General features: G+C 65.5%; 24 protein-coding genes. 15 read left to right on the top strand and 9 right to left on the bottom strand.

Annotated features, from left to right (window positions below; all coding sequences use genetic code 11):
- Positions 1 to 23: 23 nt before the first annotated feature.
- Positions 24 to 1,994: a heavy metal translocating P-type ATPase gene (locus QF031_RS08330; RefSeq protein ID WP_307426503.1), complete on the bottom strand. Its 1,971-nt coding sequence runs from the start codon at positions 1,992 to 1,994 to the stop codon at positions 24 to 26.
- Between the two features lie 295 nt (positions 1,995 to 2,289).
- Here QF031_RS08330 and QF031_RS08325 point away from each other — a divergent pair, with 295 nt between their 5' ends.
- Positions 2,290 to 2,652, top strand: a complete 363-nt coding sequence (locus QF031_RS08325; protein WP_307433237.1) for a DUF5655 domain-containing protein — start codon at positions 2,290 to 2,292, stop codon at positions 2,650 to 2,652.
- Positions 2,653 to 2,712: 60 nt separating this feature from the next.
- Positions 2,713 to 3,183: a GyrI-like domain-containing protein gene (locus tag QF031_RS08320; protein WP_307426501.1), complete on the top strand. Its 471-nt coding sequence runs from the start codon at positions 2,713 to 2,715 to the stop codon at positions 3,181 to 3,183.
- Between the two features lie 6 nt (positions 3,184 to 3,189).
- Here the strand turns inward: QF031_RS08320 and QF031_RS08315 are convergent, their stop codons facing one another.
- Positions 3,190 to 3,543 (bottom strand): hypothetical protein, encoded by a 354-nt coding sequence (locus QF031_RS08315; protein ID WP_307426498.1) that lies wholly within the window; start codon positions 3,541 to 3,543, stop codon positions 3,190 to 3,192.
- A 162-nt stretch (positions 3,544 to 3,705) separates the two neighbouring features.
- Between QF031_RS08315 and QF031_RS08310 the strand changes: the two genes are divergently transcribed.
- Together QF031_RS08310 and QF031_RS08305 are read left to right on the top strand one after the other, a co-directional pair.
- On the top strand, positions 3,706 to 4,449 hold the full coding sequence (locus QF031_RS08310) for a DUF4386 family protein (protein WP_307426495.1): 744 nt from the start codon (positions 3,706 to 3,708) through the stop codon (positions 4,447 to 4,449).
- A gap of 144 nt (positions 4,450 to 4,593) precedes the next feature.
- Entirely contained in the window at positions 4,594 to 4,863 is a 270-nt protein-coding gene (locus tag QF031_RS08305; protein ID WP_307426492.1) for a YegP family protein, read from the top strand.
- A gap of 88 nt (positions 4,864 to 4,951) precedes the next feature.
- Here QF031_RS08305 and QF031_RS08300 read toward each other — a convergent pair whose 3' ends face one another.
- Entirely contained in the window at positions 4,952 to 6,409 is a 1,458-nt protein-coding gene (locus QF031_RS08300) for a DUF5129 domain-containing protein (RefSeq protein ID WP_307426489.1), read from the bottom strand.
- Between the two features lie 129 nt (positions 6,410 to 6,538).
- On the opposite strand from QF031_RS08300, the gene QF031_RS08295 reads away from it, so the two are divergent.
- The 6 genes from QF031_RS08295 to QF031_RS08270 all read left to right on the top strand — a co-directional run bounded on the left by QF031_RS08295 (position 6,539) and on the right by QF031_RS08270 (position 11,160).
- Positions 6,539 to 7,390 (top strand): universal stress protein, encoded by an 852-nt coding sequence (locus QF031_RS08295; RefSeq protein ID WP_307426486.1) that lies wholly within the window; start codon positions 6,539 to 6,541, stop codon positions 7,388 to 7,390.
- 88 nt (positions 7,391 to 7,478) lie between these two features.
- On the top strand, positions 7,479 to 8,009 hold the full coding sequence (locus tag QF031_RS08290; RefSeq protein ID WP_307426483.1) for a hypothetical protein: 531 nt from the start codon (positions 7,479 to 7,481) through the stop codon (positions 8,007 to 8,009).
- Positions 8,006 to 8,200 (top strand): hypothetical protein, encoded by a 195-nt coding sequence (locus QF031_RS08285; protein ID WP_307426480.1) that lies wholly within the window; start codon positions 8,006 to 8,008, stop codon positions 8,198 to 8,200. The genes QF031_RS08290 and QF031_RS08285 overlap by 4 nt, the downstream gene beginning before the upstream one ends.
- Before the next feature lie 51 nt (positions 8,201 to 8,251).
- Positions 8,252 to 9,124, top strand: a complete 873-nt coding sequence (locus QF031_RS08280; RefSeq protein WP_307426477.1) for an HNH endonuclease — start codon at positions 8,252 to 8,254, stop codon at positions 9,122 to 9,124.
- Positions 9,125 to 9,152: 28 nt separating this feature from the next.
- Positions 9,153 to 10,184, top strand: coding sequence for an alpha/beta hydrolase (locus QF031_RS08275; protein WP_307426473.1), 1,032 nt, complete (start codon positions 9,153 to 9,155; stop codon positions 10,182 to 10,184).
- 28 nt (positions 10,185 to 10,212) lie between these two features.
- Entirely contained in the window at positions 10,213 to 11,160 is a 948-nt protein-coding gene (locus QF031_RS08270; RefSeq protein ID WP_307426470.1) for an alpha/beta fold hydrolase, read from the top strand.
- 15 nt (positions 11,161 to 11,175) lie between these two features.
- On the opposite strand, the gene QF031_RS08265 is transcribed toward QF031_RS08270, so the two are convergent.
- Positions 11,176 to 11,574 (bottom strand): hypothetical protein, encoded by a 399-nt coding sequence (locus QF031_RS08265; protein WP_307426468.1) that lies wholly within the window; start codon positions 11,572 to 11,574, stop codon positions 11,176 to 11,178.
- A gap of 270 nt (positions 11,575 to 11,844) precedes the next feature.
- Positions 11,845 to 12,498 carry a nuclease-related domain-containing protein gene (locus QF031_RS08260; protein WP_307426465.1) on the bottom strand — a complete coding sequence of 218 codons (654 nt, stop codon included), beginning with the start codon at positions 12,496 to 12,498 and terminating at the stop codon, positions 11,845 to 11,847.
- A gap of 377 nt (positions 12,499 to 12,875) precedes the next feature.
- On the opposite strand from QF031_RS08260, the gene QF031_RS08255 reads away from it, so the two are divergent.
- The 4 genes from QF031_RS08255 to QF031_RS08240 are packed head-to-tail and all read left to right on the top strand — an operon-like array spanning position 12,876 to position 14,544.
- Complete coding sequence (locus QF031_RS08255) at positions 12,876 to 13,190, top strand: hypothetical protein (RefSeq protein WP_307426463.1); 315 nt, start codon at positions 12,876 to 12,878, stop codon at positions 13,188 to 13,190.
- A 37-nt stretch (positions 13,191 to 13,227) separates the two neighbouring features.
- Positions 13,228 to 13,401 (top strand): DUF2087 domain-containing protein, encoded by a 174-nt coding sequence (locus tag QF031_RS08250; RefSeq protein WP_307426460.1) that lies wholly within the window; start codon positions 13,228 to 13,230, stop codon positions 13,399 to 13,401.
- A gap of 42 nt (positions 13,402 to 13,443) precedes the next feature.
- Positions 13,444 to 13,929: a hypothetical protein gene (locus tag QF031_RS08245; RefSeq protein WP_307426457.1), complete on the top strand. Its 486-nt coding sequence runs from the start codon at positions 13,444 to 13,446 to the stop codon at positions 13,927 to 13,929.
- Between the two features lie 60 nt (positions 13,930 to 13,989).
- On the top strand, positions 13,990 to 14,544 hold the full coding sequence (locus tag QF031_RS08240; protein ID WP_307426454.1) for a DUF3090 domain-containing protein: 555 nt from the start codon (positions 13,990 to 13,992) through the stop codon (positions 14,542 to 14,544).
- A 56-nt stretch (positions 14,545 to 14,600) separates the two neighbouring features.
- Here QF031_RS08240 and QF031_RS08235 read toward each other — a convergent pair whose 3' ends face one another.
- The 3 genes from QF031_RS08235 to QF031_RS21455 form a co-directional block, all read right to left on the bottom strand.
- Positions 14,601 to 15,146 carry a hypothetical protein gene (locus QF031_RS08235; protein WP_307426451.1) on the bottom strand — a complete coding sequence of 182 codons (546 nt, stop codon included), beginning with the start codon at positions 15,144 to 15,146 and terminating at the stop codon, positions 14,601 to 14,603.
- 433 nt (positions 15,147 to 15,579) lie between these two features.
- Positions 15,580 to 16,035 carry a maleylpyruvate isomerase N-terminal domain-containing protein gene (locus tag QF031_RS08230; RefSeq protein WP_307426448.1) on the bottom strand — a complete coding sequence of 152 codons (456 nt, stop codon included), beginning with the start codon at positions 16,033 to 16,035 and terminating at the stop codon, positions 15,580 to 15,582.
- Positions 16,036 to 16,086: 51 nt separating this feature from the next.
- Positions 16,087 to 16,497, bottom strand: coding sequence for a TetR/AcrR family transcriptional regulator (locus QF031_RS21455; RefSeq protein ID WP_370874557.1), 411 nt, complete (start codon positions 16,495 to 16,497; stop codon positions 16,087 to 16,089).
- A 317-nt stretch (positions 16,498 to 16,814) separates the two neighbouring features.
- Between QF031_RS21455 and QF031_RS08225 the strand changes: the two genes are divergently transcribed.
- A complete protein-coding gene (locus QF031_RS08225) occupies positions 16,815 to 17,057 on the top strand; it encodes a hypothetical protein (RefSeq protein WP_307426444.1) in 243 nt (80 codons plus the stop codon).
- Between the two features lie 178 nt (positions 17,058 to 17,235).
- On the opposite strand, the gene QF031_RS08220 is transcribed toward QF031_RS08225, so the two are convergent.
- Complete coding sequence (locus tag QF031_RS08220; RefSeq protein ID WP_307426441.1) at positions 17,236 to 17,370, bottom strand: hypothetical protein; 135 nt, start codon at positions 17,368 to 17,370, stop codon at positions 17,236 to 17,238.
- Positions 17,371 to 17,783 lie beyond the last annotated feature (413 nt).

Below are 17,783 nucleotides of genomic sequence, written 5' to 3'. Positions count from 1 at the left end.
GCGGCGCTGGGAAGGGCCAAAAGTCATGCCGCCGGCAGCCCCCGCGGCGCCGGATTCCGGTCGCCACCGTCTTTCTTATCAGCGCCACGCAGTGCCCGGAGGCCGTTGAGGATGGTGGCCAGGTCAACCAGTTCCTGGAGGAGCGCACCGGCTACCGCGGGAATGTATCCGGTCATTGCTATGGCCATCAGGACCAGGCTGAGACCGATTCCCGTCCAGATACTTACCAGGGCAACGGCCACTGTCCGCTTCCCGATGGCTACGGCCTGGGCCACCTTGGACAGGTCATCGAGCATGATCACCACGTCCGCCGACTCACTCGCGGCCGTGGCACCCTTGGCCCCCATGGCGATGCCAACATCGGCAGCGGCCAGGACGGGAGCGTCATTCACGCCGTCGCCCACCATCAGGACCGGCCGTTCCGCCAGGGCAGCAACGGTGTTGACCTTGTCCTCGGGAAGGCATTCCGCCTGGACGCGGCCAATCCCTGCTTCCTCGGCAATATGCGCGGCTGTTGCGTGGGCGTCCCCCGTCAAGAGCATGGTGTTCCGGACGCCGAGGTTGTGCAGGCGCGCGAGGGTGTCCACCGCATTGCCCCGCAACGGATCCTTCATGATCAGGGCGCCGGCATATTCGCCGTCAACTGCCACGTGGACGGCCAGCTGGCCGCTGCGGACCGCGGCCTCCCGGAATCCGGTCGATGAGCTGCGGACCAGGCCTGCTTTACCCACCACCACCTTGTGGCCGCCGCAGACGGCCTCCACGCCGTGGGTGGCGCTTTCCGTCGCCTGCTGTACAGGCAGGAGATCAAGGCCGCGTTCGTTGGCGGCTTCAATGACCGAGGCTGCCAGCACGTGCGAGGAGTATTGCTCGGCGGAGGCCGCCAGCTGCAGGATTCTTTGGCTGCCCAGCGTCTCCCCGTGGCCCGGCGCCACCCTGATCTCATCAAGGACCGGACGCCCGGACGTAAGGGTGCCGGTTTTGTCGAAGACAGCCGACTGAGCCTTTGCCAGCTGCTCAAGCGTCCTGGTGTTCTTGATGATGATGCCCTTGTGCGCCGCCTGGCTGGTGCCGGCCAGGAATGCCACCGGTGCCGCGATCAGGAGCGGGCAGGGCGTGGCCACCACAAGGACCTGGGCAAACCGCAGTGCCTCGCCCGACAGGAACCAGGCAGTGCCTGCCATGACCAGGGCCAGGATGGTGAACGGCACGGCGTAGCGGTCGGCCAGCCGGACCACCGGAGCGCGGCTGTTGGAGGCCTCTTCCACCAGGGCGATGATGCGGCTGTACTGCGAGTCAGCGGCAGTGGCAGCCGCCCGCATCCGGATGGCCGCCACGCCGTTCACCGCGCCGCTGAGCAGCTGTTCCCCACGGGTGCGTTCCACCGGCAGGCTTTCGCCCGTCAACGATGACTCATCCAGGGTCGCTGCATCGGACAGGAGTTCGCCATCGACCGGCACCAGTTCGGACGGGCGGACCACCAGTACGTCGCCCGGCGCCACCTCGCCGATCGGCGTATCGACGAGCACCGCTCCGGCTTCCTCGCGGTGGGCAAAGCGGGGAGCCCGGTCCAGCAGGGACCGCAGTTCCCGTGCTGCGCGTCCCTGGGCAAAGTTTTCCAACGCTTCCCCGCCGGTGAGCATCAGGATCACCACCAGGGCAGCGAGGTACTCGCCCACCGCCACAGTGCTGGCAATGGCCATCAGTGCCAAAAGGTCGATGCCCCAGCGTCCCTCACGCAACGACCGGACCATGCCGGCAGCCCGTGCCACCACAATGACGGCGGCGTAGGCCGACGCGAGGATGCGGACCTGCACCCCCAAGCCGAACTGCACCAGCACCAACGTGGCCACCAGCACCAGGCAGGTCAGGGCGACGACGGGATACCGCCTGAGGAAGCCCCAGGCCTTTTCCACGGGAGAGCCGGCGGGTTCCCCTTCATCGAGGCCGGGGAGCCCACGGGGTGCCGTAGGCGGGGACGCCTGCTTCCTCATCCAGGAGCCTTCGGGATGGAGCGGTAACGGTCATCGCACATGGAACTGAAACTACCCCGACGCCGTCGGGCGGGCTAGGGCATTTGGCCCCGGCCGTTGCCTCCTCCCCACCACATGACCTTCGGCCCTGCCCGCGGCAGCCGATTCCGCCGGAAGGTTGAGGGGCAAGCCTCCCGCCGGGCAACCTGGAGCGTCGCACGGAAGTCGTTACGATCAGCACCGGCAAGGCCTGGGACGGCAACGGCCGGTGCAAGCAGTTTGAAGGTGCAGCAGTGGAGGATGCAGCAGTTTGACGGTGCAGCAGTTGGCGGTGGACCGGTACTTCGACGGAGCACTTGCGGCGCGTGGTCTCTACGAGGCGGCGGAGCGGATGGCGGCCGGCCTGGGACCCCATGAAATAAGGGTAGGCAGGAGCCAAATCTCCTTTCGCCGGCGCCGCGGGTTCGCGTACCTTTGGCGGCCCGGACTCTATGTGAAATCCTCCATTCCGCTTGTGCTGTCCCTGGCGCTGCCGCGGAACCTGGACTCCCCTCGTTTCAAACAGATCGTCCATCCTTCACCAGGCACGTGGATGCATCACCTGGAACTCACTGACGGCAACCAGCTCGACGCCGAGGTCCAGGACTGGATGCGCGAAGCCTACAATGCCGCAGGTTGACCTGCCTGCCAGGGTCCTACGGCCCTGTCCGTCTGTTGTTGGAATGGCAAGGCTGATGCCATGAGCGAAAACGGCCAGGAGCCGCACAAGATCCATATCACCGAGCAAGCTGTCGCCGTCGTGCGTGAACAGGTCCCCATGGACGCGCTGCCAAGCTTCTTTGGCCGCGCCTTAGGTGCCGTGATGGCCGCGGTCCAGATGCAGGGCGCCAGCCCGGCCGGGCCGCCGTTCGCGCGCTACCACGGGATGCCGGGCGAAACGGTGGACGTCGAAGCCGGGTTCCCTGTTGCCGGGAACTTCCAGGGGACAGGGGAAGTGGCCAGCGGAGTGCTGCCGGATGCGGAGGCTTTCGAAGCCGTCCACACCGGTCCTTATGACACTCTGGGCACCACGTACGACGCCATCAGGGAACGCATGAAAGCTGACGGCTTAACCCCTGCCGACAGCATGTGGGAGTACTACCTGACTGATCCGGAACAGCAGCCGGATCCTTCAACCTGGCAGACCAGGGTGGTTTGGCCGGTCGTGTGAGGGCGGCTACCCAACCCTGCGGCGGCTGAAGGTGAGCTCCCAGGGCTGCGTCCCCTGGCTGTTTTCCGACCAGCCGTCGCGGGCGATCTCCTCGCGCAACCGGCTCAGGCTCGCCTGCAGGCCTGGAGCCCAGGCTTCTGCGGGAGGTGTGGCGTTCAGGGGTGGCCCCGGGAAGGTGTCGCTGACATAGAGCCTGCGGCCGTCCTCCGTCTTGCCGACGAACCGGAGCTGCGTGCGACCGTACTGCGAGCCGAGGGTGTACAAAATCCGGGCCCACCACTTCACCGATGCGGCGTCCTCCAGCTCTATCCGCAACCGCTCCTCTGTGCCACGGCCTGGCCGCGGGTCATTTGCCGACATCGCTTCCTCCCGGGAAATGCAATCGGTGTTCAAAGCGGCAGTCTGCCACGGAGCAGCGTCAAGAACCAGGGCCCTTGGTCACCGATGCAGCGGTGACGGAGCATGGCCGGCCGGGCCTAATGGCACTACCTCTCCCGGCAGCCGGATGGCAGGCTTCCAGCCATGACCAGGCAGTCTTCGCCTCCGGTCCGGGAAGGCTGGGGGCTCCTCTATCTCACCGCGGGAGCGTCGTCGGTCCTGTTTGTCCTCCTGTTGATCGCGGCCCTGGTGCTCGACTTCGTGGCTCCCCCGCCGGTACACGGCGGTGCTGCCACCCTGGAGTTCATTGCCGCTAACAAGGCAGGCTACGTGGCCGAGCAGATCCTGTGGATCCTGCCGAACATCCTCCCGGTCCTGGTTTTCACAGCCCTCTTCGTGGCGCTCCTGCCCTTCCGGAAAAGCCTGCCCCTGATAGCGCTGGTTTTCGGCGCCCTGCCTTGGGCGCTCCTGCTGGCCGTCCCCGTCAGCAGCCGCGGCTCCCTCAACCTGGTCTATCTCAGCGACCGTTACCTGGCCGCCGGAACGGATGATGAACGCCGCGCTTACGCCACCGCCGCTGAGGCCATCATTGCCGAGAACAACACACCTGCCATCGTTGGGGCCCTCTCCGCCCTCGGGATTCTCCTGATGGGACTGGCAATGCTCATGAAGGAGGCGCCCTTCCCGCAATACCTGGCGTGGCTCGGCATTGGCACCGGAGCCCTGGGGGTGATCAGCGAGGTCCTCCGCCACGCGGCCCCCGAATTCTATTGGGGCTACGGAATCCTGCTGTGGGCATGGTTCATCGCCACCGGAATTACGTTGATCCGCCTGTCGCGGGTGGAGGCTAAATCCCCTGTGAAGGCGACCAGGGACCTTGGTCCCTAAAAGTCGGCCGGATGCTTTGAGATGGTGGTTTAGGTCAGATGGTGCACGACGATGGGGTCGCGCGCCCTGGGTCTGCTGTGCCGCATCCCGGCACCGCATGCAGCCTCACCAACCGAGGCAGGACAATTGAGGAGAACAAGGCATATGGCAGGTACGTTCGAACTGTTTGTCGATGATGATTCACAGATTCGGTTCCGGCTCGTGATGCCCGATGGGCATGTCCTGGCAGTTTCCGGACAGTTCACCGACAAACAGGCGGCCGCTGCAGCTATAGCAGAAGTGCGTGAATGCGCGGGCACCGGCCTGATCCGTGACGTGGTGCCGCATCCGCCCGGCGTCCACCTCGCTTCCGCACACCCGCGCTACACCGTCCGACGCGGCGCTCGCAGGCTCGGCTCGGTCGGCGCCGCCTAGCGTCCAGGCGCCGCAAGGGGTGGGGCGACTCCATTGCCCGGAATGCCAGTGGGGCTCATCGCTGACGATGGGCCCCACTCGTTTTGGGCTAGAAACCCGAGGAACTGCCGGAACCGGAGAAGCTGCCGCCGCTGCTGCCGTAGCCGGTGGTGCTGCCGCCGCCCCTGGCCGAATTTACGCTGCTGACCCCGGTGTTGAACCCGGAGCTGAACGTGGCGACGGAGAAGAACTGGTACGACGGGTACACGGTGCCGAGGATGCTCGGTTCATAGGTCCGCTGCCTGCGGTGGTTCAGGCCCTCGTGGGCTGTCTCCATCTGCTCGCGCATCAGGCGCGCCTCCCGCTCATTCTTCGCAAAGCCCTCGATAACCGTCTCCGCATGGTTCTCCAGCAGCTCGGACAGCCGCGTGCGCGCCTGGTAAAGCCGGTCGAGCGCCTTTTCCGGCGTGATCCGTCCGTCGGCAAGTTCTGCCGTCCACCGCTCGACGTCGCGCAGGCTTTCGTCCCGGAATGACCGCAGCGCCGTGGCCGTGGCGGTGTCGCCCTGGCCGTGCCGTTTGGTCAGGAGTTGCTCCAGCCCGGCCAGATCCTTGCGGAACGGCGCAAGCTGCCGGTCCCAGGCGGTGGGCCAGGTGCCGGCGCGGTTCAGCAAGGCATTGCTGTCCGCGATCACATCATCGAGTGCATCCAGTTCGTCCGCGCTGTCCGCGAACTGCCGGGCAAGCTTGAGGTTCTTGCGGCTGCTCAGTGACCGCTTGCCCAGCGTGTGCACCTGGTTGGAAAGCTCCGTGACGGCGGCGTAGCGGCTCAGGAAAGTGCGGTGTTTCTCCAGGACCTGGCCTCCGTAGCGGGACGATTCGGGGATGGTGCCTGCGTTCAGTTCGGTAACGTCCAGGTCCATGCTGACGTTTGAGTATGCGCGGTCCCCGCGTTCGATCTGTTTGCGGCAGGCGCTCCTGGTCACCGCGCGGACGATCAGCCAGGCGGCAGCACCGAGTGCCGCAATGCCGCCGGTCACCCACGCGGTGATCAGGAATGCTGCAGACCTGTACCACGGCTGGTTGATGAGCTCGGCGGCACGGCGGATGCCCGCCACCGTGCCGTCCGTCCATTGGGCGTCGCGGAACAGGTCCTTTGACGCGTCCTGGATGTCGCTGCGCTGTTCCAGCGACACCTTCCGGTCCTCGCCCATGTAGGTGCCCACGTGCCGGCCCACCGGATCGAGGGCAAAAATGAACAGCCCGTCGGCCCATTTCTGGCCGTCGGCACTGATCCATTCAGGATGCCTGGACCGGGCAAACTTCAGCACTTCTTCATTGAGGTTGTCCTCCGCCTTGCCGTTGTACGTGAAGACGGCAACGCGGGTGGGCTCGTAAAACTGGATGCGTTCGACGGCGGGCAGCAGGGTGTTCTGGTCAAGCACTCCGGCGGTGTCCTCCACAATGACAGCCACGGGTGCCACAGCGGTACCTGGGCCCGCAAGCCCCAGCAGGACGGCGGCCAGGGCAAGCATCGTTGCGGCAATCCGGCTGACCACGCTGCCCATATCCCTCCTAGTTCCCTAAGATCAGAATGGAACCAAGGAGAAGGGCCGCCAAAGGGCCGAAGGTCCCGCCGGAGCAGGCGGGCAGAAGGTCCCGCTGGTAAAAATCGGCCCGGTCAGGAGCGCAGTCAGGTGACGCAGGAACCAGAAGCCGTAGTGGCCGGCTATGACGGATCGGATGAGGCAGCTGCCGCTGTCCGCTGGGCAGCCCGGCACGCCCGCGCCCTGAACTGCGCCCTCCACGTGGTGCATTGTTCCCTGTGGCCGCTGCTCACCAAACACCTTGGTCCGGTTCCCGGCGTGTCAGGCAGCGGCCTGGAACAGTCCGCCCAGGCCATCCTGGAAGAAGGCGTGGCCCATGCAGCAGCGGAAGTACCGGGCCTGAAGATCAAGAGCACCCTGGTCCACGGGCTGCCGGCACAGCTCCTGGCGCAGGTCTCCGCGGGCGGAAGACTGCTGGTCGTCGGCAGCCGCGGCCTGGGAGGTTTCCTGGGCCTGCTGGTGGGGTCGGTCAGCCTGGAACTGGCAGCAACCGCCACTTGCCCCGTCGCCGTGATCCGGCAGGACCTCCATCCGGACGGGCCGGTCGTTGCCGCCGTCGATGCCTCAGGTTCACCCGGAGTGCTGGCTGAAGCATGCGCCCTGGCAGCGGCGTGGCACGCATCCCTAACGGTTGTCCACGTCCGCCACCAGCCCCCGGGCTACCGCCGGCAGGAGAGCCAGGACGCCGAGGCTGACGCCCGGGACATCCTGGCATCCGCTTTGACCGATGCGCGGGCCATGGCCCCCAGTATCAACGTTGACGGCAGGATGCTGACGGACAGCTCGGTTCCACACGCCATCCTGCAGGCCGCGGCAGAAGCCCGGATGGTGGTGGTGGGATCCCAGGGCCGGGGGCTCCTCAGGGAAACCATCGGATCCACCGCCCACGCAGTTCTGCACCACGCCCAAGGTCCGGTCCTCATATCCCGGCGCAGCGTCTAAGGCAGCCCGCCGGGCGGCTGATGGGAAAGACCTGCAGGTGGAGTGTCGGCCTGCCGGCTGGTGGAGCCCGGCACGTAGGCTTGGTGCCGTGACCCCTGTTCCCTCCCCCGGCCCCCTGGATGTCGTGGTCCACTCCGGACCGGCGGACTGGTGGGTCATTCTTGCGGGGCTGGGACCTTTGGCCGTCCTCATCGCTGCCCTGTTGGCCTTTTATATCAACTGGCGCACCCTGAAGCAGCGCACCGCTGCCGACAAGACGGCGCTGGATCAAAAGCGCGAAGCCGATGCTGACGCCCTTCGGCAAAAGACCGAGGCGGACAGCCGGGCGGAATGGTGGCGCCGCACCCAGTGGGCCCTGGACCGGGCATTGGACCCGGACGAAGGGACCAAGGCGCTGGGGCTGGCAACGCTGGAAGTCCTGGCCAGGAGCGAGTTGGCCCGCACCGAGGAACTCGAGTTGTTCGACATTGCGTGGAAGAGCGTGTCCGGCGACGAGAGCGGGGGCGAGGCCGATGCGGATGCCTTGCCGTGGCAGGAGCCGGCCCTCGTGGACGACGGCGGCAACATAGGCGAGAATGGAACAACGGATCGTGACAGTACCAAGGAGGTTGGACCGTGAGCGCAGCATCGCCTGAACACCGTCTTGTCCACACTTCCCGGAACCCTGCGGCCAAGCCTGCCAGGAAAACGGGCACGGCCGCCGAGCATCGTGTCCAGGTTGCCGCGGCCCGGCTGCGCGTCACGCTCGATCAGCGCCTGGGCCGCGAAACGCCCGCCAAGACCAAGGCATTGGCCAAGGAACCGATCTAAGTCCCGCTCCATGTTTGACGTTCGACGGCGTGTGGCTGGCTTGGGTGGGCAGTGGCTGCCGTAATCATTGGCTGCGGCACAAACGGACTGGTCAGCTGGGACTACCGTGCCGCCGTCGAGCGCGTCACGGAGTCCGGCAGGGTGGTGGAGCGCTGGCGCCTGGACCACCGCCCTGATGTCAGCCCGGGCACCGAAGCGTGGCTCCTGCTGCACGGCAGCAATGAAGCGGGCAGCGGCCTGATCGGTCACGGCGTGGTGACCTCCGAGCCTTATCAGCTCACCGCAGGCACTGATCCCGGGGCTGGAGGATGGTTCATCGCGGTCGCCTTCGACGCACTGCTTCCATTGGGCGAACAGATACTCCCCCGCATCCTTGGCGATGCCCTCCCCGGTGAGCACTGGCCCAGGGCGGACCGCCCATCCTTGGTGGCCTTGCCGCCGTCGTACGAGCCCGCCCTGCGCCGGGTGTGGCGTGACTACGGGCCCACGACGGCGGATCCAGCGGAGGTGGCCGCCGGCACGTTGCCGCCGGGCGCCGTCAGCACCGTTCAGGTGAGCCGCTACGAACGGGACCCGGACGCGCGGCGGATCTGCCTGGCCTTCCACGGCACATCCTGCGCGGCCTGCGGGTTTTCCTTCGAGTCCGCATACGGCACCCCCGCGGCAGAAGCCTTAGCGGTGCACCACGTGGTGCCGCCGGAGATGCTTGGCAGCGGATATCAACTCGACCCCATAACCGACCTCGTTCCGTTGTGCCAAAACTGCCACGCGGTGTCGCACACCGTGAACCCGCCGCGCACCGTGTCCGAACTCCGGGGCATCATCTCCGCCTCCGGGCATGCGGTGCGGGGCGAGGTGGTGAGCGCTTTGGCGCTGCAGGCCCAGGACGATGCGCGTCGGATTATGGAAGGCGGCCACGCGTAGCGACTTCCCCCGCCGTTAAAATGGGGACATGGCGGTGGCTGCCCGTTCCGATGGCGCATACCCTTTGGCCCGCCGGGCCCGGGGTGCGTTGCGCCGCGTGCCCGTGTGGACGTGGCGACTGCTGATGCGTTCCGTCAGTCCACGGGAGCGGGTACGGTTCAACACGGATCCCGTCAGCGAGGTGGCGTACGTCCACGACCTCGACTATGTGGGAGATGGGCTGCGCGCCCACCGCCTGGATGTGGTGGCGCCCCTGCCCCCTGCACACGCTTCGGCTGAGGGGGTAATCCCCAGCGGCGGACTCCTCCCGGTCTACGTCTACTTCCACGGCGGAGGATGGACCTCGGGAGACAAGTCGGCCCTGACCAAGTACTGCGCCAACCAGGCACTCGGCGGAATGGTGGTGGTCAACGTCAACTACCGGCACGCTCCCCGCTTCAACATGGGGCACGTGCTCGAGGACGCGAACGCTGCGCTCGCGTGGGTTGCGGCCAACATCGGGGAGTACGGCGGCGACCCTGCCCGCCTGGTCCTGGGCGGGGACTCAGCGGGCGGGCAGATCTCGGCCCTGCTCACCGCCATCAGCCTGCGGGCTGAGCTCGCAGCGCACTACTCGCTTCTGCCGGCCGTTCCATCGGGGCATGTGAAAGGGCTTGTCCAGCACTGCAGTGCCGTTGACTTCTCCGTGTTTTTCGACCGGGGCTTTGTCCTCAGCCTGAACTTCGTCCGCATGTTGCTGCCAGCCAGGGCTGCCCTGACGCCTCTGCGCCTGCGGTCCGCGGCAGCCTTCCTGTCCCCGATCGAATGGCTGGACGGGAGCCATCCGCCGGTGTTTGTCACCACTTCCGAGCGGGACTTCTTCTACCGTTCCAACCTCAATTTCATCGAGCGGCTGCAGGAACACGGTGTTCCCGTGGATGTCCTCATCTACCCCTGGGCCAGCGTGAATACCGAACATACCTGGCAACAGGATTACCGCTATCCCGAATCGCAGGAGGTGTACCGGCGCCTCCATGCGTTCGTGGGTAACGTGGCGCGGCTGCCCGCTGCCGCTGACTAGGCCCGGCCGGCTGGGCTATCTTGGGACCATGGCGGAGCCGGGCCAAAGAGAGTACGGGGTTGACCCTGACGAGTTCGGTTCTGCCCGGGTGGATGCCGCTGCCCTGCTGGACGCAGAGCTGGGCGACGTCGACTGGTCAGTTCCGCCGCCCGGCGCAGTGCACCTCACACTCAACGTTCCCAGCGGCAGGCTCGCTGCCATGGCGTTGGGGAACCCGGATGATCCCTGCGTGGTCCTGGTGCCCGGCGCCACGGGATCCAAAGAGGATTTTTCGCTCACGATGCCTGACCTGGCGGCCGCCGGATATTACGTACTGACGTACGATCTGGCCGGCCAGTACCAGTCGGCGTCGGCAGGGCCCGAAAATCTGGTGCCCCCCAGGAAGCATTACGACTACCGGTTGTTCGTGGACGACTTCGTGGCGGTCCTGGAAAGCACGGCCACCCCTGTGCATGTGGTGGCCTATTCCTTCGCAGGCATCATCGCCCAGCTCGCCTACGTTGAACGGCCGGATCTCTTCCGGTCCGTTACCTTTCTGGGGTGCCCGCCGGAGCCCGGCCAGAGCTTCCGGGGGGTGAACCGCATCGGCAGGTTCAGCACGTGGGTGAACGGCAGGGCCGGTGCCGCACTGCTGATTTGGGGGATCCGCAGCGGCCGGGTGGCGCATGTGCCGCCGGGGCGGCAGCGGTTTGTCAATTACCGCTTCCGCTTCACCCGCCGCGCCTCCATCCGCGATATCTACACCCTGATGCAGAACGTGCCGGATCTTCGGCACGAGCTGTCGGAGGCTTCGATCCCCAAGTTCGTGGCCGTGGGCGAGCACGACCTGTGGCCGCTGCAGCTGCACCGGCTGTTCGCGCAGGCAATCCGTGCCCGGATAGGCGTCTACAGGGGCGGGCACAGCCCCTGCGAAACTTCCCCGCACGAGTTCAGCCGCGATCTCCTGGCGCTCTATGCAAAGGGCGAGGAGGCATAGCCGGGGCGCTGGGCCTCACAGGGTCGTCGCTTCGGCACGCTCGCGAAGGTTAAGCAGCATCTTCCGCATCATCCAGATGTCACCAAATTCCACGAGCACCGAGAAGGCGATGCTGGGTGAGAACCAGCGGTACCGGGCGCGGACACGGCTGATGACCCGGGTTGAACCATTGCTGATGGGCTCCAGCTGCCACGTCCAGCTGGTGCCCCCAGGCGTGCCCCAGACCATGGACATTGGTGGGTCCATCCTCTGGACCGGGATGCCGTGCTTGCCGTCAGGGCTCATGGGGACAATGTCGCCTACGGCAAGGTTCTGCAGCTCCGGGACGATTCGCCGTGCAGTTGGGCGCCCCAGGTTGTCGAGGATGTCGTAGCTGTACCAACCGCCGCGGGTAGCCCCACCTGGACCAGCCATGGCCATATCTTCTCCGGCGCTGCGCCAATGGTGATGGCCCTCGTGGCGTTGAAGGTCGGTCTGGGCACCAGTTCGTCACCGGGCATCGCGCGGGACACCTCTTCCGGCGTCGCTCCCCAGCTGAGCTGCCAGGGACGAAACCAGCGCATATAGCCGGCCACCGCGGCCGCGGTCCCGAGCCCGGGAAGCAAATGCCTTCGGAATCGCATCTCCCCAGTTTGAAGCGCTGCCTGGACCCGGAACAGTGCCGAATGTCCCACTGGGACTAAGTCAGCGCCCGCCCAACCCCTGCAGGATGGCTGCCGCGTTCGTCAACGTCAGGAAGACCACTGCCGGAGCGCTCAGCGCCCACGCCGCGCGCCGCCGTCGTGCCTGGACCACAAGGTGCCGGAGCGCGGCGAACCCTTGCTGCAACGCCAGCGGGTCGCTTTGAGCGGACGGGCGCTTGTGCCACGTCCCCGGCTGGACGGCGGCCGCCGAGATGCGGGCGAGTTCATCCCAGGTGAGCACCGGGCTGAATCCGCGCAGCCACCGGGGCAGCTGGGTGTCGGTGACTACGGCCGCCTGCTCGGGACGCGCCTTGACGGTCAAGGTCTTCGGCTCAAGAATGACGACGACGGCAGTCACCTTCACGGGAAAGCCCGCCGCTGCAGTCAGCAGCTTTGAAGCGCGTGCTGCCTCGTGCGCAGCGTTGTAGAGGTGCCGGGTCTTCCTTCCCGCGACCATGAGGGTCCTGCCTGCCACCCAGACGGACTGGCCGGAGTGGTTCTTTGTGTTGATGGTGAAGACGCCGGCCGGACCGATCAGCACGTGGTCGATGTCGGATGATCCTGCGCCTACCGGGACTGCGTGGAGAACCCGCCACTCGGGGCCCAGATTTTCCAGGGTCCTTCCCACGGCCATCTCGCCGATGGCACGTACCAAGGCACGCTTTCCGGACTAAGGGGGCTGACGCCGAATACGCGCTGAAACGTGGAGCGCGGCCGCACCTGGCTTTGCAGCGTCAGCAATTCTTCGATGACGGCCTGTCCGGGCACACGTGTACCCAGATGCGGTGGTGCTGGATCAGCGCTCATATTTTCTTCCCCAATATGTGGCTGTGCATCACGAGCGTATGGTCTGCGTCGATTGTCCGCGCCGCTTTTCAGGCTTCCTGGCCGTATCTTTCCCGAATACTTGGGCAACGCTGCGGATTGTCTTACCGCCCGCGGCGCGCTTCCGGTAACCGGGGCATCAGAGCTACGATCTCCCAGCGCACCTCAAGGCAGCGGTGCGGGTCAGCGGCAGAGGGGGAAACCGACGTGGCGGGAAGCAAGAGGATGGGCGGCCCGCACTGGCGGCGCGTGCTGGCAACGTTGGGCAACGGTGACGCCAGAACCGCCTATGCCCAGATAGTGCTGGGAGCGGCGCCCGGAGATGTCCTGCCCGATGTGAAGGAGCAGCGGCGTGAGCGGGCCATTACTGGCCTGCTTGAGTCCGGGCTGGTTGAGCGGCTCGTTTCTGGTGACCTGGTGACCTGGTGGCGGCCGAGGCCATCTTCCGTGTCCTGCTGGCCCAGCACCGCGCCGGCAGCCGCGGACCGGCCTGGACAGGTTTATGCGGCTGGGCCGGATTGAAAGATACCCGGCTAACCGGGATGAGCGACGTGCCCTGTTGGCGAGGATTGCCCGCGAAATCATGGCGCCCGGCGAGCAGCTCACCGAGAGGCAGGTCAACGAGCGGCTGCTCAGCTATACCGATGACGTGGTGCTGCTGCGCCGCTACATGGTCGACTTCGGCATCGTGGAGCGCACACCCACCGGCTCTTCCTACTCACTCGTGGAGTAACCCGCCCTCTGCCCTTCCTCGAAGTGAAGTAGCTTTGACGGCATGAGCGACTCCTCACGCGTGACCCCGACTGGCAATGTAAAGGGAGCCGTGGCGTTCGGCGCGGTGGCGCTGTTATGTGTTGTGGCGGGCGGACTGGTCGCCGCCGTCACGGGCCCGCTGCATCTTGGGCATGGGTCCTGGGCCGCCGCGTATCTGGTGCTCGTGGGAGGCGTGGCACAGGGTGCCCTGGGTATAAGCCAATACTTCCTGGCCCCGCATCGTCTTACGGGCTGGAAAGTCGTTGCGGAACTGGTGGCGTGGAACGGCGCCTCCGCAGCCGTCATGGGCGGGACTTTGGCCGGCAACCCCTGGGTTGTCGATGCCGGCGGCGTGCTGCTGGTTGCAGCCCTGGCACTGATGTTCCAGGGTGTTCGCGGCCCCGGTTCGATGCCGGGTTGGGCGCTCTGGGGTTACCGGATTTTGGTGGCGGCAGTGGCCGTCAGCATACCGGTCGGACTATTTCTGGCCCACTTGCGTGCCCAGTGAATTGAGCAGTGTTGCGCGGCAGCGGGCGGCCGGGAATCTCCCGTCGCCTAAAATACTGACATGCCTACACTTGTCCACGAATTTGCTTGGCCTGATCGCGTCGTCATTGGCACCGTCGGTGTTCCGGGGGCCCGCACCTTCTACCTGCAGGTACGGGCGGGCTCGCAAATCGTGAGCGTCGCCCTGGAGAAGCAGCAATCCGCTCTCCTCGCCGAGAAGATCGACGAAATTCTCGACCAGCTCATCACCCTCGAAGGCAACCCTTTCAGCGTTCCCACGGGTACCCCCATCGAGCTGGTTGACAACGAACCGCTCGAGTCTGTCGAGGAGCAATTCCGGACGGGTGCCATGAGCCTAGGGTGGGACCCTACGACGGCGCAGGTGGTCGTCGAGGCGTACCCCATTACCGATGTCGATGCTGATCCTGACGACGATTCGCTTGATCAGGACGGCGTTGAGGTACCTGAAATGCTGTTGGTGCGGATGCCGGTGGGCACTGCCCGCGCCTTCACCAAACGAACACGCGAAGTGGTGGGCGCCGGACGTCCCCTCTGCCCGCTCTGCGGGAACCCCATGGACGCCGACGGGCATATCTGCACTCCTCCGATGATTTGATCCGATGACCAGCCTGCTGCCCGGGCCGGCGTTGACCGCGCGGCTCACTCCGAAGGCTACGAGGACGTCGACCCGACGTCCTGTTGGATTTTCCGGAGGGTGGCAGGGCTGGCTGCGATCTCAATGACGCCGCCGTCTGACTCCATGACGACGACCAGGAAGTCCAAAGGTACGTCCTGCTGATGGTCGTGATGGTTGGCCTTACGCGGTGGGGAATCCGTGGCCCTGAGTCCGGTGAGAGCCTTGCTGCGGCCGCTGGGTACCAGCTGCTCGTAGAGAGCCGGCTGGAAGTCGATCCGCCCTGGCCCTGGGCTGGCGATCCCCCTTTGCCAGCTGCTGCTCAGCGAGCCCGGCGGCGAGTGGGGGAACCTCAGGAACATGACTGACTTGTCCTGATCATCCAGCGTTGCCGTGCTCGTCGGGAACCGTTTGGTCAGGAAGAACAGGCCGCCGCCGATCATCAGCGCGTAGAAGACGGCGTTGGCGATGGCGTCTTCGAGACTGGCCCCGACGATGAGACCGATCGCCAGAATGACGGCCCAGGCGACGACGCCCACCAAAACGGCACGGAGTGCGGGATGCAGTTCGCCCCACTTCCTCATGGCGCCATCCTAGGGGCGTACCTTTCCCTTCGCTACGTCTCATCCCTGGTGGGCAGGTTTTCCAGGGAGGCGTGCTGTGCATCAGTGAGGAGGCCTGAGGGCGACGTTAATCTGAAGGGCATCTCCCAAGAAACCAGTAGCGATGCCGGAACACTCTTGAGCCAACCTTGCGCCCATCGTGGGCTGCCGTTAAGGAACCGATCCTATCGTTGACCCCACATCCCGCCGCTGGGGCAGGATTTTACATATAGGGACAGGGCCGGCGGCAAGAGCATCCTGAGACCGGATGCGGCCCCCAAACCGCCGCCGGCCCATACCCCGGTGGCGGGCCGCTGCCATCCCAGCACCTTACAGCTGGCAGCGGGGAGCCGAATGAGCAGCAGGGTGGTTTGGGGGTACCGTCCGTGTCGTATCTCCTGTGATTCGGCCGGACTTACAGCGGCAGCGGGTGCCGCAGCACGCCTTGCGGCCTTCCCCGACCGGAGAGGATCCTGCAGCACTCGATGGCATCGATCTCTAGGTCATCACTGTTGTCGGCCCGCCGGCGGAACCGGCCACCGGCGGGTCCGGTAAGAATAAGAGAGAACGGGTCGTGATGCCGGGTCGCCCAATGCTGTGAGCTATTTTGGCTAAGGAGTTTCCGGCCCTGCCATGCCTGGCGCAGGAACTCGCGGGGCGATGCCTGAGCCTCGGCCGAGGCTATGACGTGAACAGTAACGTCACGGACGGACCAACGGGTGCAGTCGGTTGGCATGCCCCAATGCTCCGGGCCAAGCTGCTCGAGCAGCAGTAGGAAACGGCGGTTTTCCTCTGCTGCGAGCTCCATCGCCTCGCTGTGGCCAATGCGCGCAATGGTCGTGACATCACCATCACGCCGCTGTGTAGTCATAGTGATCCCTGCTTTCGCCCTGGGCCAGTCCAATTCCGCCGGTCCAGATGTTCAAAAACATGTCCAGTACAGTGTCCAGCAGGGAAACCCAGCGCTTCCCGCCTGGCTCGTTTGAGAGCTGTTGAATAACCAGTCCTGCGGTGATGGCCGTAAATATGTCCACATCCGGGCCATCGGTGATGCCCGCTTCCCAGAGTGCAGGGGCTGGGAAACTCCGAACTCCAGTAATGTCCTGGCAACCAGCCGGGCGGCGTCCCGTGGCGAGTCGTCCGGATAGGGCGCATCCTCGACCAACGCGAGAAGTTCCGCTGCAGCTACTGCAAACATCGCATTTATGAGGGCCCTCTTCGAAGGAAAATGGGAGTACAACGACGGTTGTCTTAGACCCACTGCTGCTGCAATGCGTGTTAGCGACACGCCGGCCGGCCCATGCACGCCTGCCTCGACCCAAGCCGCCTGGATAATCTCATTCCGCCTCCCAGGCCGCCTGGCACTGCCGGACCTGCCAGGCGATCTTCAACGCCATCTACCCGGCGCCCGGCGCCCGGAGCCCGGCCCCGGCCTGGTCCTGCTGCCAGTCAACCAAACACTGAACGGCCGTTGAGCAAAGGTTGCCCTTGCGTCCGCGGTCCGCCGAGCGGACACTCTATGTACCAGGTTATGCAGCCAGCCGAACATGTCGCCACCAAGAGCCAGGGCACCATGTCCGCAGACGCCGATCACCACCCCGCACTCATGATTCCGCCGGCACAACCGGCGCCTTTTCCGCCGTTCCCGTCATGACTACAACCCAGTCGGTGGCGCTCATCTTCGTTGGCGCCTTCGTGTGGATCGGCCTGACACTGCTGGTCCTCCTGACGCTGCGGCGCCGCAGGAAGGGGTCCTCGGTGGTTGCGTCCGCTCCCCCGCCGCCTGGATCGATCAGCTACCGGCCGCACCGGTCCTGGCGTCGGCCACGTTCGGTGAGCGGCCAGAGCCCAGCGCCGCGGCGCAGGCTGAGGCTCCGCAGCCTCCGTCACTGAACAATCAGCACCGGGAGGCAATCATGGATACCGGGACAACTGTCGCGTAGATGGCAGCCACGGGCGCAGTGTTCCTCCTCTAGCTCCCTGTGACGTTTTGCTCGTCGCACTGTTGATCGCCGGCGAGGGAATGTCGGCCTGAGACTGCGGGTGTTCCGCCAGCCGCCGTCCACCACCCTTACGCCTCGTCGAGTTGGAATTCGACCCGGTACTTCATGAACCGGATATTCTGTGTCATGGACAGGGCCCGCTGGATCCGCAGGTCGTCCTCCTGGGCGATGATCACTCCCCTCGACACTCTGTCCAGGTTCAAGCAGCTCCGCCCAAAGATTCCCCGTGGCCAAGCCGACCGACACGCGGGTCTTCTCCGGGTACATCTCCTGGTAGATGTCGTTCATGGCACCACGGGAGCCCTTCGCTCCCTCGCCCAGGTAGGGCTGGATGTCATAATCGCCGATGAAGTCGACGCCGATGTACCCGCTGCGGATCATCTCTTCGGCGAACTGGCGCCGCGGCCCTGCCGGACCATTCACGCTGCTGTCATTTACACTCGCAATCTCATGTCCCAATCGTGTGGGTTGCGGTTCAAGGTATCAGGGAGCATGTCGGCGGCTGCTTAGCCGATGGCACCGGCAGATAAGTGTATGGCGTCCCAGTCGAGATAAAGCGCGGACTGGCGGAAAACCGCTTGGTAATCGCTCCACCAAGTCCACCGAGGAGAGGCCC

It is taken from the genome of Pseudarthrobacter defluvii, assembly GCF_030816725.1.
Taxonomy (GTDB): domain Bacteria; phylum Actinomycetota; class Actinomycetes; order Actinomycetales; family Micrococcaceae; genus Arthrobacter; species Arthrobacter defluvii_A.
This window is presented reverse-complemented; position numbering and strand designations above follow the sequence as displayed.